Source organism: Holdemania filiformis (genome assembly GCF_003459085.1).
GTDB classification, from domain to species: domain Bacteria; phylum Bacillota_I; class Bacilli_A; order Erysipelotrichales; family Erysipelotrichaceae; genus Holdemania; species Holdemania filiformis.
The window spans coordinates 136197-151691 of record NZ_QRUP01000005.1; the positions used below are offsets into that span (position 1 = coordinate 136197).

16 protein-coding genes and 1 other annotated feature are annotated in these 15495 nt (G+C 54.5%); all 16 genes read left to right on the forward strand.

Annotation, left to right across the window (positions count from 1 at the left end; genetic code table 11):
- Positions 1-37 precede the first annotated feature (37 nt).
- The 16 genes from DWY25_RS05990 to holA all read left to right on the forward strand — a co-directional run bounded on the left by DWY25_RS05990 (position 38) and on the right by holA (position 15423).
- Entirely contained in the window at positions 38-469 is a 432-nt protein-coding gene (locus tag DWY25_RS05990) for a Spx/MgsR family RNA polymerase-binding regulatory protein (RefSeq protein WP_117894473.1), read from the forward strand.
- A 59-nt stretch (positions 470-528) separates the two neighbouring features.
- A complete protein-coding gene (gene mnmA / locus DWY25_RS05995) occupies positions 529-1674 on the forward strand; it encodes a tRNA 2-thiouridine(34) synthase MnmA (RefSeq protein WP_117894474.1) in 1146 nt (381 codons plus the stop codon).
- A complete protein-coding gene (locus DWY25_RS06000) occupies positions 1671-2369 on the forward strand; it encodes a CPBP family intramembrane glutamic endopeptidase (RefSeq protein WP_117894475.1) in 699 nt (232 codons plus the stop codon). Before mnmA ends, DWY25_RS06000 begins: the two co-directional genes overlap by 4 nt.
- Positions 2370-2385: 16 nt before the next feature.
- The gene (gene recD2 / locus DWY25_RS06005; RefSeq protein WP_181981718.1) at positions 2386-4575 is read left to right on the forward strand and encodes an SF1B family DNA helicase RecD2; all 2190 of its coding nucleotides are present in this window, start codon (positions 2386-2388) and stop codon (positions 4573-4575) included.
- Positions 4576-4626: 51 nt separating this feature from the next.
- On the forward strand, positions 4627-4782 hold the full coding sequence (locus DWY25_RS17710) for a hypothetical protein (protein ID WP_006060679.1): 156 nt from the start codon (positions 4627-4629) through the stop codon (positions 4780-4782).
- 26 nt (positions 4783-4808) lie between these two features.
- Entirely contained in the window at positions 4809-5876 is a 1068-nt protein-coding gene (locus DWY25_RS06010; protein ID WP_181981719.1) for an AI-2E family transporter, read from the forward strand.
- Positions 5851-6054, forward strand: a binding site (T-box leader). It overlaps the preceding gene by 26 nt.
- 58 nt (positions 6055-6112) lie before the next feature.
- Positions 6113-8734 carry an alanine--tRNA ligase gene (gene alaS, locus DWY25_RS06015; RefSeq protein WP_147611934.1) on the forward strand — a complete coding sequence of 874 codons (2622 nt, stop codon included), beginning with the start codon at positions 6113-6115 and terminating at the stop codon, positions 8732-8734.
- A gap of 56 nt (positions 8735-8790) precedes the next feature.
- A complete protein-coding gene (locus tag DWY25_RS06020) occupies positions 8791-9048 on the forward strand; it encodes an IreB family regulatory phosphoprotein (protein WP_006060683.1) in 258 nt (85 codons plus the stop codon).
- The gene (gene ruvX / locus DWY25_RS06025; protein WP_006060684.1) at positions 9048-9467 is read left to right on the forward strand and encodes a Holliday junction resolvase RuvX; all 420 of its coding nucleotides are present in this window, start codon (positions 9048-9050) and stop codon (positions 9465-9467) included. The genes DWY25_RS06020 and ruvX overlap by 1 nt, the downstream gene beginning before the upstream one ends.
- 51 nt (positions 9468-9518) lie before the next feature.
- The gene (locus DWY25_RS06030; RefSeq protein ID WP_117894479.1) at positions 9519-9785 is read left to right on the forward strand and encodes a DUF1292 domain-containing protein; all 267 of its coding nucleotides are present in this window, start codon (positions 9519-9521) and stop codon (positions 9783-9785) included.
- Positions 9766-10848: an endolytic transglycosylase MltG gene (gene mltG / locus DWY25_RS06035; RefSeq protein WP_117894480.1), complete on the forward strand. Its 1083-nt coding sequence runs from the start codon at positions 9766-9768 to the stop codon at positions 10846-10848. The genes DWY25_RS06030 and mltG overlap by 20 nt, the downstream gene beginning before the upstream one ends.
- A gap of 27 nt (positions 10849-10875) precedes the next feature.
- Entirely contained in the window at positions 10876-11505 is a 630-nt protein-coding gene (udk, locus tag DWY25_RS06040; protein ID WP_117894481.1) for a uridine kinase, read from the forward strand.
- Positions 11506-11532: 27 nt separating this feature from the next.
- Entirely contained in the window at positions 11533-12003 is a 471-nt protein-coding gene (gene greA, locus DWY25_RS06045) for a transcription elongation factor GreA (RefSeq protein WP_117894482.1), read from the forward strand.
- Between the two features lie 50 nt (positions 12004-12053).
- Positions 12054-12527, forward strand: a complete 474-nt coding sequence (locus DWY25_RS06050; protein WP_117894483.1) for a ComEA family DNA-binding protein — start codon at positions 12054-12056, stop codon at positions 12525-12527.
- Positions 12518-14455, forward strand: coding sequence for a ComEC/Rec2 family competence protein (locus DWY25_RS06055; RefSeq protein ID WP_181981720.1), 1938 nt, complete (start codon positions 12518-12520; stop codon positions 14453-14455). The genes DWY25_RS06050 and DWY25_RS06055 overlap by 10 nt, the downstream gene beginning before the upstream one ends.
- A gap of 8 nt (positions 14456-14463) precedes the next feature.
- Entirely contained in the window at positions 14464-15423 is a 960-nt protein-coding gene (gene holA, locus DWY25_RS06060) for a DNA polymerase III subunit delta (RefSeq protein ID WP_117894485.1), read from the forward strand.
- The last annotated feature ends 72 nt before the right edge of the window (positions 15424-15495 follow it).

A 15495-nucleotide genomic window follows, 5' to 3' on the forward strand; every position in this document is an offset into this window, starting at 1 on the left:
AGCCCGGCTGTGCGCAATAGAAATGGCGGTGCAATTTATGATCGTAGTGTATACTTCACCCGGCTGTGCTTCCTGCCGAAAGGTCAAACAATGGCTGAAAGAGCGGAATCTGCCGTATATAGAAAAGAACATTTTTACGACGCTGCTCAACGAAACGGAGATCCGGCATTTGTTGATGCGCAGTGAAAACGGCTCGGAGGATATCATCTCCAAGCGCTCAAAAATCATCCAGCAGAACGCGGTCGATTTGGACGACATGACGATCAGCGAGCTGGTGCATTTCATCCAGGAAAATCCATCCGTGCTGAAACGGCCGATCATCCTGAATGAACGGAACTTCCAGGTCGGCTACGACGAGGAGGAGATCGACGCGTTCGTCCCGCAGCAGCTGCGCTCTCTGGCCCGGCTGTCCTGCAACGCCAGCTGTCCGAATTACGCCGGCTGCGGCAAGATCCGGGAAGAAGCCTGACAAGCATCTGCGGATGCTTGTTTTTTTCCTCAAATCCAAAAGAAGCAAAGGGAGGATGAATGATGAAAATCTTAGTCGGTTTGTCCGGCGGCGTTGATTCCGCCGTCGCGGCGTATCTTTTAAAACAACAGGGGCTGGACGTAACCTGTGCGTTTATGCGCAACTGGGATTCGATGGCCAACAATGATTTCTTAGGCAATCCGAATGCGGACGATGACGTATGCCCTCAGGAAAAGGACTGGATGGACGCTAAAAGCGTCGCCGACAGTCTGGGATTAGAGCTGCTGCGCGTGGATTTCGTCAAGGAGTATTGGGATAACGTTTTCTCTAATTTCCTGCAGGAATACAAGAAGGGCCGGACGCCGAATCCCGATATTTTGTGCAACAAGTACATCAAGTTTTCAAGCTTTCTCGATTTCGCCCGCAGCCGCGGCTTCGATACGCTGGCAACCGGCCATTATGCGCGTGTGCGGCACGAAGCAGACTTCAGCGGTTTATACAAGGCGCACGACCTGAATAAGGATCAGAGCTATTTCCTTTGCCAGGTTGCATCCGATGCGCTGCGGCATACATTGTTTCCGTTAGGCGAGATTGAAAAGCCGGAAGTGCGGCGGATCGCGAAGGAACTGCGGCTGTCGATCGCGGAGAAAAAGGATTCGACCGGAATCTGTTTTATCGGCGAGCGCAACTTCCGGGAATTTCTGAAGAACTACCTGCCGGCCAAATCCGGCAAGATCGTCGACGTGATCAGCCGCCGGGTCTTAGGCGGCCATGAGGGCGTGCTGTATTACACGATCGGTCAGCGCAAAGGCCTGGGGATCGGCGGTGAGGGCGGACCGTGGTTTGTCGTCGGCAAGGACGTCGTCCATAACGAGCTGCTGGTGGCCAGCGGCGAAAGCAACGACTGGCTCTTAAGCGATACCTGTCTGGTCAGCGGCGTCAACTGGCTGGCCAGGACAAAACCGCAGGGCGCGCTGTCCTGCTGCGCGAAGTTCCGCTATCGTCAAAAGGATAATCCGGTGACGCTGGAATTCCTCGATGAAACGACTGTCAGACTGACCTATCCCCAGCAGGTCGCTTCGGTGACCCCGGGGCAGCAGGCGGTCTTCTATCTGGGCGAGCAGTGCCTGGGCGGGGGTGTGATCGAGGAAGTCTGGCATCGCGGACAATCGCTGACGGACCGGATCCGCAGCTTTGAGCCATGAACCGAGTCATGCTGTCAAAGCGCCGGGTGCAGGTCATCCTGTTCAATTATTTCGCGGGCTACCTGTTTCTTTATCCCCTGTTGATTGGGGTGCTTTTCCGGCTGTTTGCGCCCTTAGGGATCGCCAATCTTGACCGGATGCTGGAAAATCTGGTCTATATCCTGGTTTTCACGGTGACGGTCGGCGCAGCCTGGCCGCTGTTAAAGGAACACCTTGAGCGCTTTCGGCAAAACCGGCGGGCGATTGTCAAATCGACGCTGACGCGCTATGTTCAGATGTGGCTGGTGATGTATGGGATGAATCTGGCGATCATTCTGATCACTGGGCTGTCAAGCAGCCAGAATCAGGATACCGTCGTCCAGCAGCTGACCCAGTCGCCGCTGCAGATCATTCTGGTCACCTGTCTGTTTGCGCCGGTCGTCGAGGAAACCGTCTTCCGCGGGGCCGTCTTTACGCCGCTGCGCCAGCGGGGCAGCTTTCGCACCGCCGCGCTGGTCAGCGGGTTTCTGTTCGGTCTTCTGCATGTGTTCACGTCGCTGCTGAGCGGCAATTTCAGCGACGGAATCTTTATCCTCGTTTACGGCACGATGGGCTATCTGTTGTGCGCGGCCGAGGAAGAAAATCAGACGATCGTCAGTCCGCTGCTGATGCACGGGCTGAACAATCTGATCAGCGTGATGCTGATCCTGCTGTGAGAAAGGAATGAGGGAAATGAGTGAGGAACGCGACGTCATCCGCGGCAAACTGAAGCAGATTGTCTTCCGCAACGACGACAACGGCTACACTGTCGCTCGTTTTATCGTTGATGATCTGCAGCAGCGGCAGGTGACGATCACCGGATATCTGCCGGTGTTCAGCGAGGATGCGCTGATGGAGTTAAGCGGCAGCTATGTCGATCATCCCCGCTACGGGATGCAGTTTCAGGTCGAGACCTTCCACCGCGTTATGCCGGATGACGAGGACTCCCTGATTCGTTTTCTGTCCGGTCCGTTATTTGAGGGCATCGGCAAAAAATATGCCGAAACGATTGTGGCGGCCCTTGGCAAAGACGCGATTCATCGGATTAAAAACGACCCAACTGTGCTGGACAGCGTGCCGAAAATGACGAGCAAGCGCCGGACAGCGATTCTGGAAGGGTTAAAAGAAAGCGACGACGATCTGGAAAATCTGATCCAGTTCTTTGTCGCCCATGGTCTGGGGATGCGCAATGTCATGAAGCTGGAGCGGATCTACGGTAAAGAAGCGGTTGAGAAAATCCAGGAAAATCCGTACCGGATGGTCGACGAGGTGGACGGCATCGGGTTTGCGACGGCGGATAAAGTCGCGATGTCGCTGGGCTTTGAGCTGGAGGATCCGCGCCGGCTGGAAGCGGCGATGGTGGCGCTGGTCGATCAGATGAACATGCAGAGCGGCGATACGTTTGTCAACCGCGAGGGGCTGGCGCATCAGATGAAACGCCAGTGCGCCGGTCTGACCTATGATTTTGACGAACTGCTGGAATCGCTGCTTTTACAAAGACGGTTAGTGGAAGAAGAAGGGCGGATCTATCATGTCGATCAATATGACGCGGAGGTCCAGATCGCACAGTTTCTGACGTTATTTCCGTTTGAAGAACTGGAACCGGTCGATCCCGAAACGCTGCAGTTTGAGCTGGACGCGCTGCAGGAAAAGCTGGCGATCACCTACGATCAGGCGCAGCTGGACGCGATCCATACGTTTTTTAAACATGACGCGATGATCCTGACCGGCGGTCCGGGAACGGGCAAGACAACCGTTGTGCGGGCGTTGACCGCGTTGTTTAAAAAACTGTATCCGTACCAGCGGATTGCCTGCTGCGCCCCGACTGGACGGGCGGCGAAACGGCTGGCAGAGCTGACGGAAACCGATACGTTTACGATCCACAGTTTGCTGGGCTGGGATCTGGAATCGAATACGTTTACCAAGACGGAACAGGATCCGCTGATCGTCGATCTGTTGATCATCGACGAATTTTCCATGGTCGACAGCTGGCTGTTCGCGGCGCTGTGCAAGGCCTCGGTGCATGTTAAGAAGCTGTGCATCATCGGCGACGAGGATCAGCTGCCTTCGGTCCGCTGCGGCTGTGTCTTGAAGGATTTAATCACCTCTGAGCTGTTTCCGTTAGTCCGGCTGGAACGGATCTTCCGCCAGAGCGAGGGCAGCGACGTGATCACGCTGGCGCATCAGATCCGTCAGGGCCAGACGGAGGAGCTGGATTGTCATGGCGACGTGGCGTTTTTCCCGGTCGGACTTTACGAGATCAAGGACCAGGTCATCAACGTCGTTCAGTCGGCGCTTAACAAGGGCTACGATATCCAGGACATTCAGGTGCTGGCCAGCAAATACAACGGACCGGCCGGAATCGACCGGCTGAACGCCGCTTTGCAGCAATGCCTGAATCCGCCGGAAAAGGGCAAGCGCGAATGGAAGGCGGGCTACCGGACCTTCCGCGAGGGCGATAAAATTTTACAATTGAAAAACCAGCCGGATGACGACGTCTACAATGGCGATATCGGCATGCTTGTGGAAATCGTTTACGCCAATGAGGACGAAGCCGGCAAAAACCGGCTGATCGTCGACTTCGAAGGAATTCCCGTTGAATACACCTCGGATAACCTGCTCAACATTTCGCACGCCTACTGCATTTCCGTGCATAAATCCCAGGGCAGCGAATATCCGATCGTCATCATGCCGGTCGTGCGCGATTACGGGATCATGCTTCAGCGGCGGCTGATCTACACCGGCGTCACCCGCGCCAAAAAATCGCTGGTTCTCTTAGGCGAGAAGGACGCGTTGATCCGCGGGATTGCCAGCCAGGAACACCATTTGCGCTCGACAACGCTTACCCAGCGGATCACGGCGATGCTGAATCCGGAATTTTAAGCATAAGTTTATTTGATTGCGGACATACTAACACCAAAAGGAGTGGAATGTATGAAAAAATGGTTATTCGGTTTCATGGCCGGCATGGCTGCCGGCATGGTGGTCGCGTTTGCGAACGAGGATGAACTTGACGACGCTTATTACAAAGCCTGCAAATGCAAAAAGAAGCTGATCCGCAAAATGCACCAGATGGATCTCGAACACTAACCCCGTCGTTACGGGGTTTCTCTTTTATGAAAGACCTGTTTGAACGAACGGACTGGAAACGCTGGCTGCAGCTGCTGGGCTGCGTGCTGATCGTAATGATCGTGCTCAGGATGTTAGGCTGGGACGTTGTGCTGATGGCTGTCTTCCACGCGCTGTCGCCGCTGTTGTTCTCCTGTCTGATCGTGTTTCTGTTTGAGCCGTTTGTCGAGAAACTGCCGTTTCCCCGGGGGATCAGCTGTTCGCTGGTGTACTTCGGTTTCCTCGGGCTGTTGGTTCTGGGCATCGGCATGATGGTGCCGTTAGTGATGGAGCAGGGGTCGCAGCTGTTGGGCGAAGCGGGCCGGATAAGAGAACAGCTGGCGGCGACCGAGTTCTTTCACTGGGCCGGGCAGCTGGATTGGCACGGCGTGTTCACGGCCGGCTATGAAGCGGCGATGAGCGCGACCCGCAGCGCCGTCGACCGACTGTCGTTTTTCGGCGTCAGCTTTTTAGGCGCGTATTTCATTGCGCTGGACATGGAAGTTTTCGGGCGCATTCTCAAAAAACGGCTTCCGTCCTATCAGCACTGGCTGCTTTTCTACAAGACCAGCTCGCGCGTCGTCTACCACTATCTGCGCGGGTTGGCGCTGGATTTGTTGTTTTTAATGATCACCGTGTCGGTGCTGTTGTTGATCTTCAGCGTACCCAACGCCGTATTCTATGCGATCATGCTTGCGCTGCTCAATCTGATTCCCTATCTGGGCGCAACGGTTGGTCAGATCGTGATTCTGCTTTCGCAATATTTCGCGACCGGTCAGATCCCGTGGCTGCTGGGTGTTTTGTTATGGCTGATCCAGCAGATCGAAGCCAACTGGGTGCAGCCGCTGATCTTCAAAAAGGTCATGAACCTGCGGCCGGTTTATACGCTGATCGCGCTTTTGGCCGGGGGCTGTTTCTTCGGCATGATCGGGATCATCCTGGCGCCGATCCTGGCCGCCATTGTGCAGCTGGCCTACCGCAGCTATCTTTTCGCAAAATGCACGGAAACAGTTGGCACGTGGGAAACAGTGTGGTATAATTTCGATAGTTTTGAAAACGATGACGAAGAAAAGTAGATCAGGCTGTTCCATTGCAGAGAGAAAACGGCGGTGCAAGTTTTCATGGGATCTGATCGAAGCCGCTTCCGAGTTTGCCCAAAGCAACGTGTGCTCTGCGTTAAAGAGAAATGAGGGCATTTCTTTTGAAGAAAAGAAATGAATCAGGATGGTACCGCGTGAGTAAAGCGTTCCTGGAGTTTCAGGGCGCTTTTTATTTTGGCAGACGCATCAGACAAAGAAAGGAAGAAACAAACATGAAAGAATTAACAGGCAACCAGGTACGCCAGATGTTTCTGGACTACTTCCAATCCAAAGGTCACATGATTGAACCGGGAGCTTCGCTGATCCCGCATAACGATCCGACGCTGTTGTGGATCAACGCGGGCGTCGCGGCGCTGAAAAAATATTTCGACGGCAGCGAGAAACCGGCCTGCAACCGGATCGCCAATGCGCAGAAGTCGATCCGCACCAACGATATCGAAAACGTCGGCAAGACCGCCCGGCATCATACGTTCTTTGAGATGCTCGGCAACTTCTCGATCGGCGATTACTTCAAAGCGGACGCGATTCCGTTCGCCTGGGAATTTTTAACCTCGCCGGAGTGGATCGGCTTTGACAAAAACAAGCTGTATGTCACCGTCTATCCGGACGATGAGGAAGCTTACCGCATCTGGACCGAGGTGTGCGGTGTCGATCCGAGCCATATCTTAAAAACCGCGGATAACTTCTGGGAGATCGGCGAAGGGCCGGGCGGACCGGACAGCGAGATTTTCTATGACCGCGGGGAAAAGTATGACCCGGAGGGGTTAGGTGAAAAGCTGTTCTTCGAAGAAATGGAGAACGATCGCTACATCGAAGTCTGGAACGTCGTGTTCAGCCAGTTTGACTGCCGGCCGGGCACGGACCGCAAGCTGTATAAAGAGCTGCCGCATAAGAACATTGATACCGGCATGGGACTGGAACGGTTAGTTTCGATCATCCAGGAAGGGGAAACGAACTTTGATACCGATCTGTTCCTGCCGATCATCCGCGCGGCGGAAAAGCTCGCCAAGCATCCGTATGAAGGTGAATATAAAATGGCGTACCGCGTCATTGCCGACCATATCCGCACCGTCACCTTCGCGCTGAGCGACGGCGCAATGTTCTCCAACGAGGGCCGCGGCTACGTGCTGCGCCGGGTTCTGCGCCGGGCGGTCCGCTACGGTATTAAATTAGGCATTAACGGCGCGTTTATGTACAAGCTGGTCGACGTCGTCGCTGACAACATGAAGGATTTCTATCCGTATCTGTTAGAAAAGACGGAATTTGTCGCCAAGCTGGTTAAGAATGAGGAAGAAGCGTTCCACTCGACGCTGGCCAACGGTGAAAAGCTGCTCAATGAGGAGCTGGCCAAAGCTGAAGCGGCGAAAACCTTGAGCGGCGAGGTCGTCTTCAAGCTGTACGATACCTACGGCTTCCCGCTGGAGCTGACAAAAGAAATCGCCGGCGAGCGTGGTTATACGATTGACGAGGAAGGCTTTGAGGCGCAGATGGCGAAGCAGCGTGAACGTGCCCGGGCCGCGCGTGAAGACGCGCAGTCGATGGCCAGCCAGTCGGCAGATCTGATGGACTTCACAGCGCCGTTTGAATTCACGGGCTATGAAACGATGAGCGATACCGGAACGATTACCGGATTGTTTAAAAACGGCGTGCGTGTCGCGATGCTGGAAGACGAAGGCGAGGTCATCCTTGACCGTTCCTGCTTCTATGCTGAAAGCGGCGGACAGGTGGCCGACGGCGGCACGATGCGCTGCGATGAAGCGGATTGCGAGGTGCTCGACGTCAAGAAGGCGCCGCACAAGCAGTTTATGCATCATGTGAAAGTCGTCGACGGCGTGCTGAAGGAAGGCATGAAGCTGCAGCTGCAGGTCGACGTCCAGCGCCGGATCCGCACGATGGCCAACCACTCCTGCGTCCATCTGATGCAGAGCGCGCTGAAGAAGATCGTCGGCGATCACATCGCCCAGGCCGGCTCTTATGTCTGCCAGGATTACGCGCGGTTCGACTTCACGCATTTTGAAAAGGTCAGCGATCAGCAGTTGAAGGAAGTCGAAGCGCTGGTCAACGAATTTGTCATGGCGAAATTCCCGGTCCATACCGAAGTCATGGCGATTGAAGAAGCCAAGCATTCCGGCGCGATCGCGCTGTTTGATGAAAAATACGGCGATGAGGTTCGCGTCGTATCGATGGGCGAGGTTTCCAAGGAACTGTGCGCCGGCACGCATGTCCACAACACGCAGGATATCGGCGTATTCAAAATTGTCAGCGAAGAAAGCATCGGCTCCGGCATCCGCCGGATCACCGCCAAGACCGGCTATGCGGCCTACCAGGAGTTCGTCAGCGAGCAGGACGTGTTAAAAACAATCGCCGCGCAGCTGAAGATGAACAGCCTCAACGGCGTCAGCGAAAAGGTCGCGGGCGTACTGGAAGAAAATGCGGCGCTGAAAAAAGAAATCGGGCAGCTGAACCAGAAAATGATGGTCTTAAAAGCGGACGACATGGTCAATCATGCGGAAGCAGTCAACGGTCTGAATATCATTCTGGAAAAGGTTTCCGGACTTGACGGACAGGCGATGAAGAACCTGGCGGAAACGCTGCGCAATAAGTGTGAAAAATCTTTCATCTTCTTGGCCAATCCGTCGGAAGGCAAGGTCACCTATGTCTGCGCCTGCAGTAAGGAAGCGATCGCAAAGGGCATAAAAGCCGGAGATTTCGTGAAAATGGCGGCCCAGATGAGCCAGGGCAACGGCGGCGGCCGGCCGGACATGGCGCAGTCGGGCGGCAAGGATGGTTCCAAAGTGGACGAAGTCTTTGCGCTGATTCGCTCAAAACTTTGAAAATCCCTTTCCAATTTCCGCAGTTTACGCTAAAATGAATTCAAGGAGGGATATCCATGTCAAAACAAATTACCGAAACGATGTCTTTTAAATCAGAGGAGATCCGCAGAGATAACATCAAGCAGGTGCTCCGGCTGACAAAAGAAGCGCTCGAAGAACGAGGCTACAATGCAGTGAACCAGCTGGCAGGGTATCTGATTTCCAATGATCCGGCCTACATTTCCTCGCATCACAACGCCCGCAGCATCATTCAGTCGGTCGAGCGTTACGAAATCATCGAGGAACTGGTGCGTTCCTACCTGGAAGAAAAGTAATGGAACGGATCATGGGGCTGGACCTGGGCAGCCGCACGCTGGGTATCGCGGTTTCCGATCCCCTGGGCATGATTGCCCGGACCGTGGAAACGTTCCGGTTTGCGGATGACGATTACGACGCGGCCTGCGCCCGGGCGGTGCAGCTGGCGAAGGAGCTGGGTGCAGTGAAGTTTGTACTGGGTCTGCCGAAGCATATGAACGGCGATGTCGGGATCCGCGGTCAGATCTCGCTGGATTTCAAGGCAAAGCTGGAAGCGGCCTGCGGCCTGCCGGTTATCTTACAGGATGAACGGCTGACGACGGCGGCGGCCGAGCGAATCTTAATCTCTGCGGACGTTTCCCGCAAAAAGCGCAAAGCGGTGATCGATCAGATGGCGGCAGTGCAAATCCTGCAGAGTTATTTAGATCAGAAGCGCTAAGAGTGCAGCAATGCACTCTTTCATTTGAATCGCAAAAAGGAGGAAAAAGCGATGTTGGAATCAAATAAAATTTTAATTACGGAAGAAGACGGCACGGAAACAGAAATGGAAATCCTGTTCACCTTCGACGACGACAGCCGCAACAAAAGCTACGTGCTGTTCACCGATCCGAAGGATGAGGAAGGCGAGGTTTTCGCCTGCAGCTACACCGACGAGGGCGAAATGGAACCGGTTGAGGATCCCGAGGAATGGAGCATGATCGAGGAAGTCTTCGGGGCTTTTGTCGAGGAATTAGACGATGCCGAAGTCGAAGAATAAACGGCGTAAAAAGAATAACGGACTGGCCGCCGTACTGATCGTGCTGGTCATATGCGCCGGCCTGGTGCTGGGCGGGATTTTCTTTTACAACGGTCAGCTGAAGCCGGCCGCTTCGGAAAGCGAACAGATCACCTTTACCGTCAGTCAGGGCGAATCGCTCAACCGGGTTATTAAGAACCTGGAGGATCAGGGCGTGATCCGCAGCGGCTGGGCGGCGAAGATCAGCGTCAAGCTGGCGAAGCTGACGAATATCAAAGCCGGCACGTACATCTTGGATCCGAGCTGGGAAGTCCGGGAGATTTTTGAAGTGCTCAACGATTCTCACGGGGCCGTCGTTAACGACACGCGCTTAACGTTCATCGAGGGCGACTGGGCGAAGCATATCGCTGAAAAAATCGGCGAGACGACGCGCTGCAGCAAGGATGAAATGTTGGCGCTGTGGAACGATGAAAGCTATGTTCGTTCGCTGATGAGTGATTATCCGTTTTTAACTGAGGAAATCTTCAATGCGGACAGCCGGATTTTATTAGAAGGCTATCTGTTTCCGGAAACCTACAATTTCTTTGTCGACGCCGACGCCGATCAGATTACCCGCAAGATACTGGATCAGACGCTGAAGGTTTACAATGAGTTTGCGGATCAGTTCGCACAGTCGCAGCTGAGCGTGCACCAGCTGTTTACGCTGGCTTCGATTGTGCAGTATGAAGCGGCCAAGCCGAGCGATATGCAGCTGGTCGCGGGCGTGTTCTACAACCGTCTGGCCGCCGGTATGAAGCTGCAGTCCAGCGTCACCGTGTGCTATGCGATTGATAAGGAAAAAGATGACGACTGGATGGCGTGCGAGGTCAATCCGGACTTTGATTCCCCGTATAACACCTACCGCGTCGAAGGTCTGCCGCCCGGCCCGATTCTCAATCCGGGACGCGATGCGATTCAGGCGGTCCTGCAGCCGCAGGTCAGCGATTACCTGTATTTCATGGCGGATGTGAAGGGCGACGGCACGGTGTATTACGCCAAGACCTATGCCGAACATCAGGCCAATGTCCGCAAGTATTTAAAATAAACGTCAGTCAGGAAGAGGTGAGGGAAGATGAAGCCGTTATTGATCGGCATCGCCGGCGGCAGCGCGTCGGGCAAAACGACGATCGCCCAGTGTCTGAAGGAAGAATTTGAACAGACGCGGTCGGTCGTGATCATCCGCGAGGACGATTATTACAAAGACCAGTCGCAGAAAACGATGGCGGAGCGGGTAAAAACGAATTATGATCATCCGTTTGCCTTCGATCACGCGCTGATGATCGAACAGATCGACGCCCTGTTAGCCGGGCAAGCGATTGAGAAGCCGGTTTACGACTTTGTCCAGCATACCCGCAGCACTGTTACGGAAGTGATCGAGCCGTGCGATGTCGTCGTGCTCGAGGGGCTGTTTGTGCTGGAGGAGCCGGAGCTGCGCAAGCGCTTAAACATCAAGGTGTATGTCGATACCGACGCCGATATCCGTTTTATCCGGCGGCTTTTGCGGGATGTTGAGGAACGCGGAAGAACACTGCAGTCGGTCGTACATCAGTACACGGAAACCGTGCGGGTGATGCACGAGCAGTTTATCGAACCGTCCAAACGGTATGCCGACGTGATCATCCCCGAGGGCGGAAGCAACATCGTTGCGATCGATCTGCTGAAGACAAAAATCAGTAGCATCATCAGTCCAAATATGCTATAATAGCCGAGCTAAGGAGTGAGAAAACCAATGGCAGATGATAAAATTTATGTAACTCAAGAAGGTCTTGAAGAATTAAAAAAGGAACAGGAAAACCTGATCCATGTCGTTCGTCAGGAAGTCATTGAAGATTTAAAGGCCGCCCGGGCGCAGGGCGACTTGTCTGAAAACGCCGACTACGATGCCGCGCGGGATCGTCAGGCTCAGGTTGAAGCCCGGATCCGCGAGCTGGAAGTCATGCTTAACAATATCGAAATCATCGACGATAAGCAGGGCTCGGTGCGGGTTGCGAAAATCGGCTCGACCGTTAAGATCGAAGAACTCGACACGCATCAGATCGACGAGTTCACAATCGTGGGTTCCGTAGAAGCGGATCCGCTCAACGGCAAGCTGTCCAACGTCACGCCGCTGGCGGAAGCGATTCTGGAACACAAAGTTGGTCAGATCGTTGAAGTTCTGGTCGACGAGCCGTATCAGGTAAAGATCTTAGAGATTCGGTAAAAAAAACAGGATTTTTAACAATTTGCGCAATAGAATAAGCAGGTGATCTTATGAGAAAAGAGTTCCTGCTTATTTTTTGTTTTGTTTTTCTACTTCTGCCGCTGATTCCGCAGCGTGTCGTCGATTTGGAGACCCTGCGCGGACAGCCGATTACCGTGACGATCGAGGGGGCTGTGCGGGAGCCGGTCACCCTGACATGTCCGCCCTATACGGAGCTGGGCGAATTGCTGGATCAGGTGACGCTGCTGGACGATGCGGACCTCTCGCCATTTTCAATGACGATGATCGTCAAGGATCACGACGTGATCCAGATCCCCCATTTCCAGGAAACGCCGCGGATTTCAATCAACACCGCATCCATCGAGCAGCTGATGCAGCTGCCGGGAGTGGGGCAGGCGACAGCGGAAAAAATCGTGGCTTACCGCGCGGAGCATGGTTTGTTTCAGACGTTGGAAGATCTGATGCAGGTGCCGGGCATCAAACAGAAGAAATGGGAAGCGCTGAAGGAGTTTATATGTTTATAAACAACACTGATGCGCTGCGCTGGCTGGTTTGCGTCGTGATCAGTCTGTGTCTGCCATTCCCTATGCAGAAAACCGGCCTGCTTTTCAGCCTGGTCTTCGTGCTGGTCTCCGCCCGTTCGAAACAGCGGAAGTTTCTGTTTTTCTGGCTGTCCTCGGTTCTTGTCATTCTGTTCTGGCAGCTGAAACCGCCGCCGGCGCTCGCTCCACCGCAGATCAGCGGCACGGTGAGCGCGGTTTCCGCCAACAGCTTTATCCTCGAAAATCCGCAGGGCCGCTTTCAGGTAATCAGTGAAAACCGCCCCGGGTTAGACGATCAGGTCGAGGTCGAAGGGGAAAGCAGCCTATTTGAGGAAAATTATTCGTTCTATGGTTTCGACGCGAAAGCCTGGTCGCTGCGGGAAAAGCTTAACGGCCGCGTGTTTGCCAAAACCGTCAAGATCGTAAGCGCCGGGAAAACGCCGCGGGCTTTTCTTTATCGCCGCATTGAAGCGATCCGCGATCCGGCTGCCCGTGCGCTGGCAGGCAAGCTGATTCTGGGCGTGAATGAGGAAGAAGGCGGACTGGCGATCTTACTTCGCTGCGGATTTCAAGTCAGCGTGCTGATCCAGGGCTTCGGAATGATCTGCGGCTGGTTCTGGACGGACCGGAGCGTGCGGAGGATCCGCTTTGGGGCCGTGCTGGGCATTGCCGCGATACTGCATTTTCCCTATCCTCTGGTTCGTCTGGTGCTCAGCGAAGGCTTCCGGATGAATCCGCATCACGACAAAATTGAAACGTTTAAAACCAAATGGCTGTTATTGGCGCTGTTAGCGCCGCGAAGGGTCGCGACAGCGGCCTTTCTGCTTCCGTTCGCGTTTGCGCTGCTCGCTATGTTTCCCGCTCGGTCGTCGCCGCGGACCGCCCGTTTTACGCTGAGCTGGACAATGCAGAGCTTCCTGTTTCATACCGTGAATCCCATGATGGTGATCGGGATGCGCGTGTTGCGCTGGGGACTGGCGCTGTGTACGCTTGGCTCTCTGGCCGGGCTTGTCTTTACGCCGTTTCTGTCCTTCAGCGTGAGCCTCGCCGGTCTGTTGGATCAGGTCTTAAGCTGGGGCGGGGAGCTGCCGGGCCAGCTGTCATGGCTGATTGTGATTCTGGCCGGGGTTGCCGGGGCGTTCCCCAAGCGCGTGCGGATGATTCTTTTCGGCGGGCTGATCGGGATCTGGACGCTGTTGGGCTGGTGGCATCCGTGGGCCAGTCTGACGCTGATCGACGTTGGTCAGGGCGACAGCATTCTGATCCGCCTGCCGTACAATCAGGGGAATCTTTTGATCGATACCGGCAAGCCGGCGGCGCTGGCTCAGGTTGAAGCAATGCTTCAAGGCGAGGGCGTGCGGCGGCTGGACGCGCTGATCTTAACGCATGAGGACGATGATCACAGCGGCAACAAGGCGGCTTTAATCGAAGCCTATCAACCTGCGCAGGTGATCGAGACGATGACCGAACCGCTGACCCTGCACGGCTTAACGATTTTCAATCTGAATCCTGACAGTGAAACGTGGCAGGGGAACGAGGGATCGCTGGTGCTGCTTTTGCGGATGCAGGATCTGACGATGATTCTGGGCGGGGATGCGCCTGCCGAAATTGAACAAAAAATTCTGGATCAGATTCCCGGCCTGCGCGCGGATATCGTCAAGCTCGGGCATCACGGCAGCCGCACGTCCAGCTGCGCGCGCTGGCTGCAAACGCTGAGACCGATTCTGGCGCTGAATTCCAGCGGCCGCAATAACCGCTATCAACATCCCCATCCCGAGGTCATGCAGCGCCTGGAAGACTGCCGGATCGGGATGTTCGATACGAAGCAGGAAGGCGATATCCGGATTATCGTAACGCCGATTTGTAATTTCCTTTTTACCGCGCGCCGGGGATTTGCTATAATAGGGTAGGTGATTCGATGAACTATTTATTGTACGGGTCGGAAACGTATCGGCTGAAGAAAAAACTGGACGAGCTGCTGAAAGCGAACGATCCGGAAAACACGGGCATGAACACGGTGGTCTACGAAGCAGGCAACGCCGATTTTCAGCTTCGTGCGGTTCTGGAAGACGCCTGGACAATTCCGTTCTTTGCGGAAAAGAAAACCGTCGTCGTGCGCAATCCGGTCTTTTTAACGACGAGCGGATCGTTAAACGAGAAGGACGGCAAAGCGCTGGAGGACTACCTCAATCACAGCTGCCCGAGCACCGATTTAATTTTCTGCGGTGAGTTTGAAAGTCTGGATCAGCGCAAGAAGTTGGTCAAGCTGGCTGTAAAGACGTGCCGGGTGTTCACGATGAAGCGGCTTGATGAACGCGAGTTTCGTTCGTATGTCAATCAGCAGCTATCAGCGCACCAGCTGATCCTGTCGCGCGAAGCGATGGATGAGCTGATGCAGCGGCTGCCGCTTGATTTGGAAAGCTTCCATCAGGAGCTGATCAAGCTGACGCTGTTTGGAACGAAGATCAGCCGCGACGACGTCGTGCATCTGGTCAGCCGGCCGTTGGACGAGGATGTGTTTCATCTGGTCAACGCCGTCATCACGCATGATTTAAAACAGGCGATGCATCTTTGGCACGATCTGGACTCCCTGAACAAGGATCCGATTTACCTCGTCGCCCTGCTGGCTTCGCAGTTTCGCCTGATGGCGCAGGTGCGCATGCTCAGTGATCGGCGGATGAGCGAATCGATGATCGCCCAGCAGCTGAAGGTTCATCCTTTCCGCGTCAAGAAAGCGCATGAAGCCGTAGCCCGGCTGAATTCCGAACGGTTATTGGAAATCCTGAACGATTTAGCCGAGCTTGATCAGCGGTTTAAAAGCGGCACGCTGGATCGCAGGCTGGGCTTTGAAATGTTCTTAATCAAAGCCGCGCACTAAAAAGGAAAATCTGTGAAATCACCAGAAAAACAGTCAGAATCCGCGTGTTTTTATACGCTGAAAGAATAAAGG

Excerpts from the sequence above, each read along its gene's own strand:
- mnmA (WP_117894474.1), top strand. The coding sequence starts at position 529 with ATGATGAAAATCTTAGTCGGTTTGTCCGGCGGCGTTGATTCCGCCGTC.
- DWY25_RS06030 (WP_117894479.1), top strand. The coding sequence starts at position 9,519 with ATGTTGGAATCAAATAAAATTTTAATTACGGAAGAAGACGGCACGGAA.
- alaS (WP_147611934.1), top strand. The coding sequence starts at position 6,113 with ATGAAAGAATTAACAGGCAACCAGGTACGCCAGATGTTTCTGGACTAC.
- DWY25_RS06050 (WP_117894483.1), top strand. The coding sequence starts at position 12,054 with ATGAGAAAAGAGTTCCTGCTTATTTTTTGTTTTGTTTTTCTACTTCTG.
- DWY25_RS06010 (WP_181981719.1), top strand. The coding sequence starts at position 4,809 with ATGAAAGACCTGTTTGAACGAACGGACTGGAAACGCTGGCTGCAGCTG.
- DWY25_RS06000 (WP_117894475.1), top strand. The coding sequence starts at position 1,671 with ATGAACCGAGTCATGCTGTCAAAGCGCCGGGTGCAGGTCATCCTGTTC.
- recD2 (WP_181981718.1), top strand. The coding sequence starts at position 2,386 with ATGAGTGAGGAACGCGACGTCATCCGCGGCAAACTGAAGCAGATTGTC.
- holA (WP_117894485.1), top strand. The coding sequence starts at position 14,464 with ATGAACTATTTATTGTACGGGTCGGAAACGTATCGGCTGAAGAAAAAA.
- DWY25_RS17710 (WP_006060679.1), top strand. The coding sequence starts at position 4,627 with ATGAAAAAATGGTTATTCGGTTTCATGGCCGGCATGGCTGCCGGCATG.
- ruvX (WP_006060684.1), top strand. The coding sequence starts at position 9,048 with ATGGAACGGATCATGGGGCTGGACCTGGGCAGCCGCACGCTGGGTATC.
- DWY25_RS06020 (WP_006060683.1), top strand. The coding sequence starts at position 8,791 with ATGTCAAAACAAATTACCGAAACGATGTCTTTTAAATCAGAGGAGATC.
- DWY25_RS05990 (WP_117894473.1), top strand. The coding sequence starts at position 38 with ATGATCGTAGTGTATACTTCACCCGGCTGTGCTTCCTGCCGAAAGGTC.
- DWY25_RS06055 (WP_181981720.1), top strand. The coding sequence starts at position 12,518 with ATGTTTATAAACAACACTGATGCGCTGCGCTGGCTGGTTTGCGTCGTG.
- greA (WP_117894482.1), top strand. The coding sequence starts at position 11,533 with ATGGCAGATGATAAAATTTATGTAACTCAAGAAGGTCTTGAAGAATTA.
- udk (WP_117894481.1), top strand. The coding sequence starts at position 10,876 with ATGAAGCCGTTATTGATCGGCATCGCCGGCGGCAGCGCGTCGGGCAAA.
- mltG (WP_117894480.1), top strand. The coding sequence starts at position 9,766 with ATGCCGAAGTCGAAGAATAAACGGCGTAAAAAGAATAACGGACTGGCC.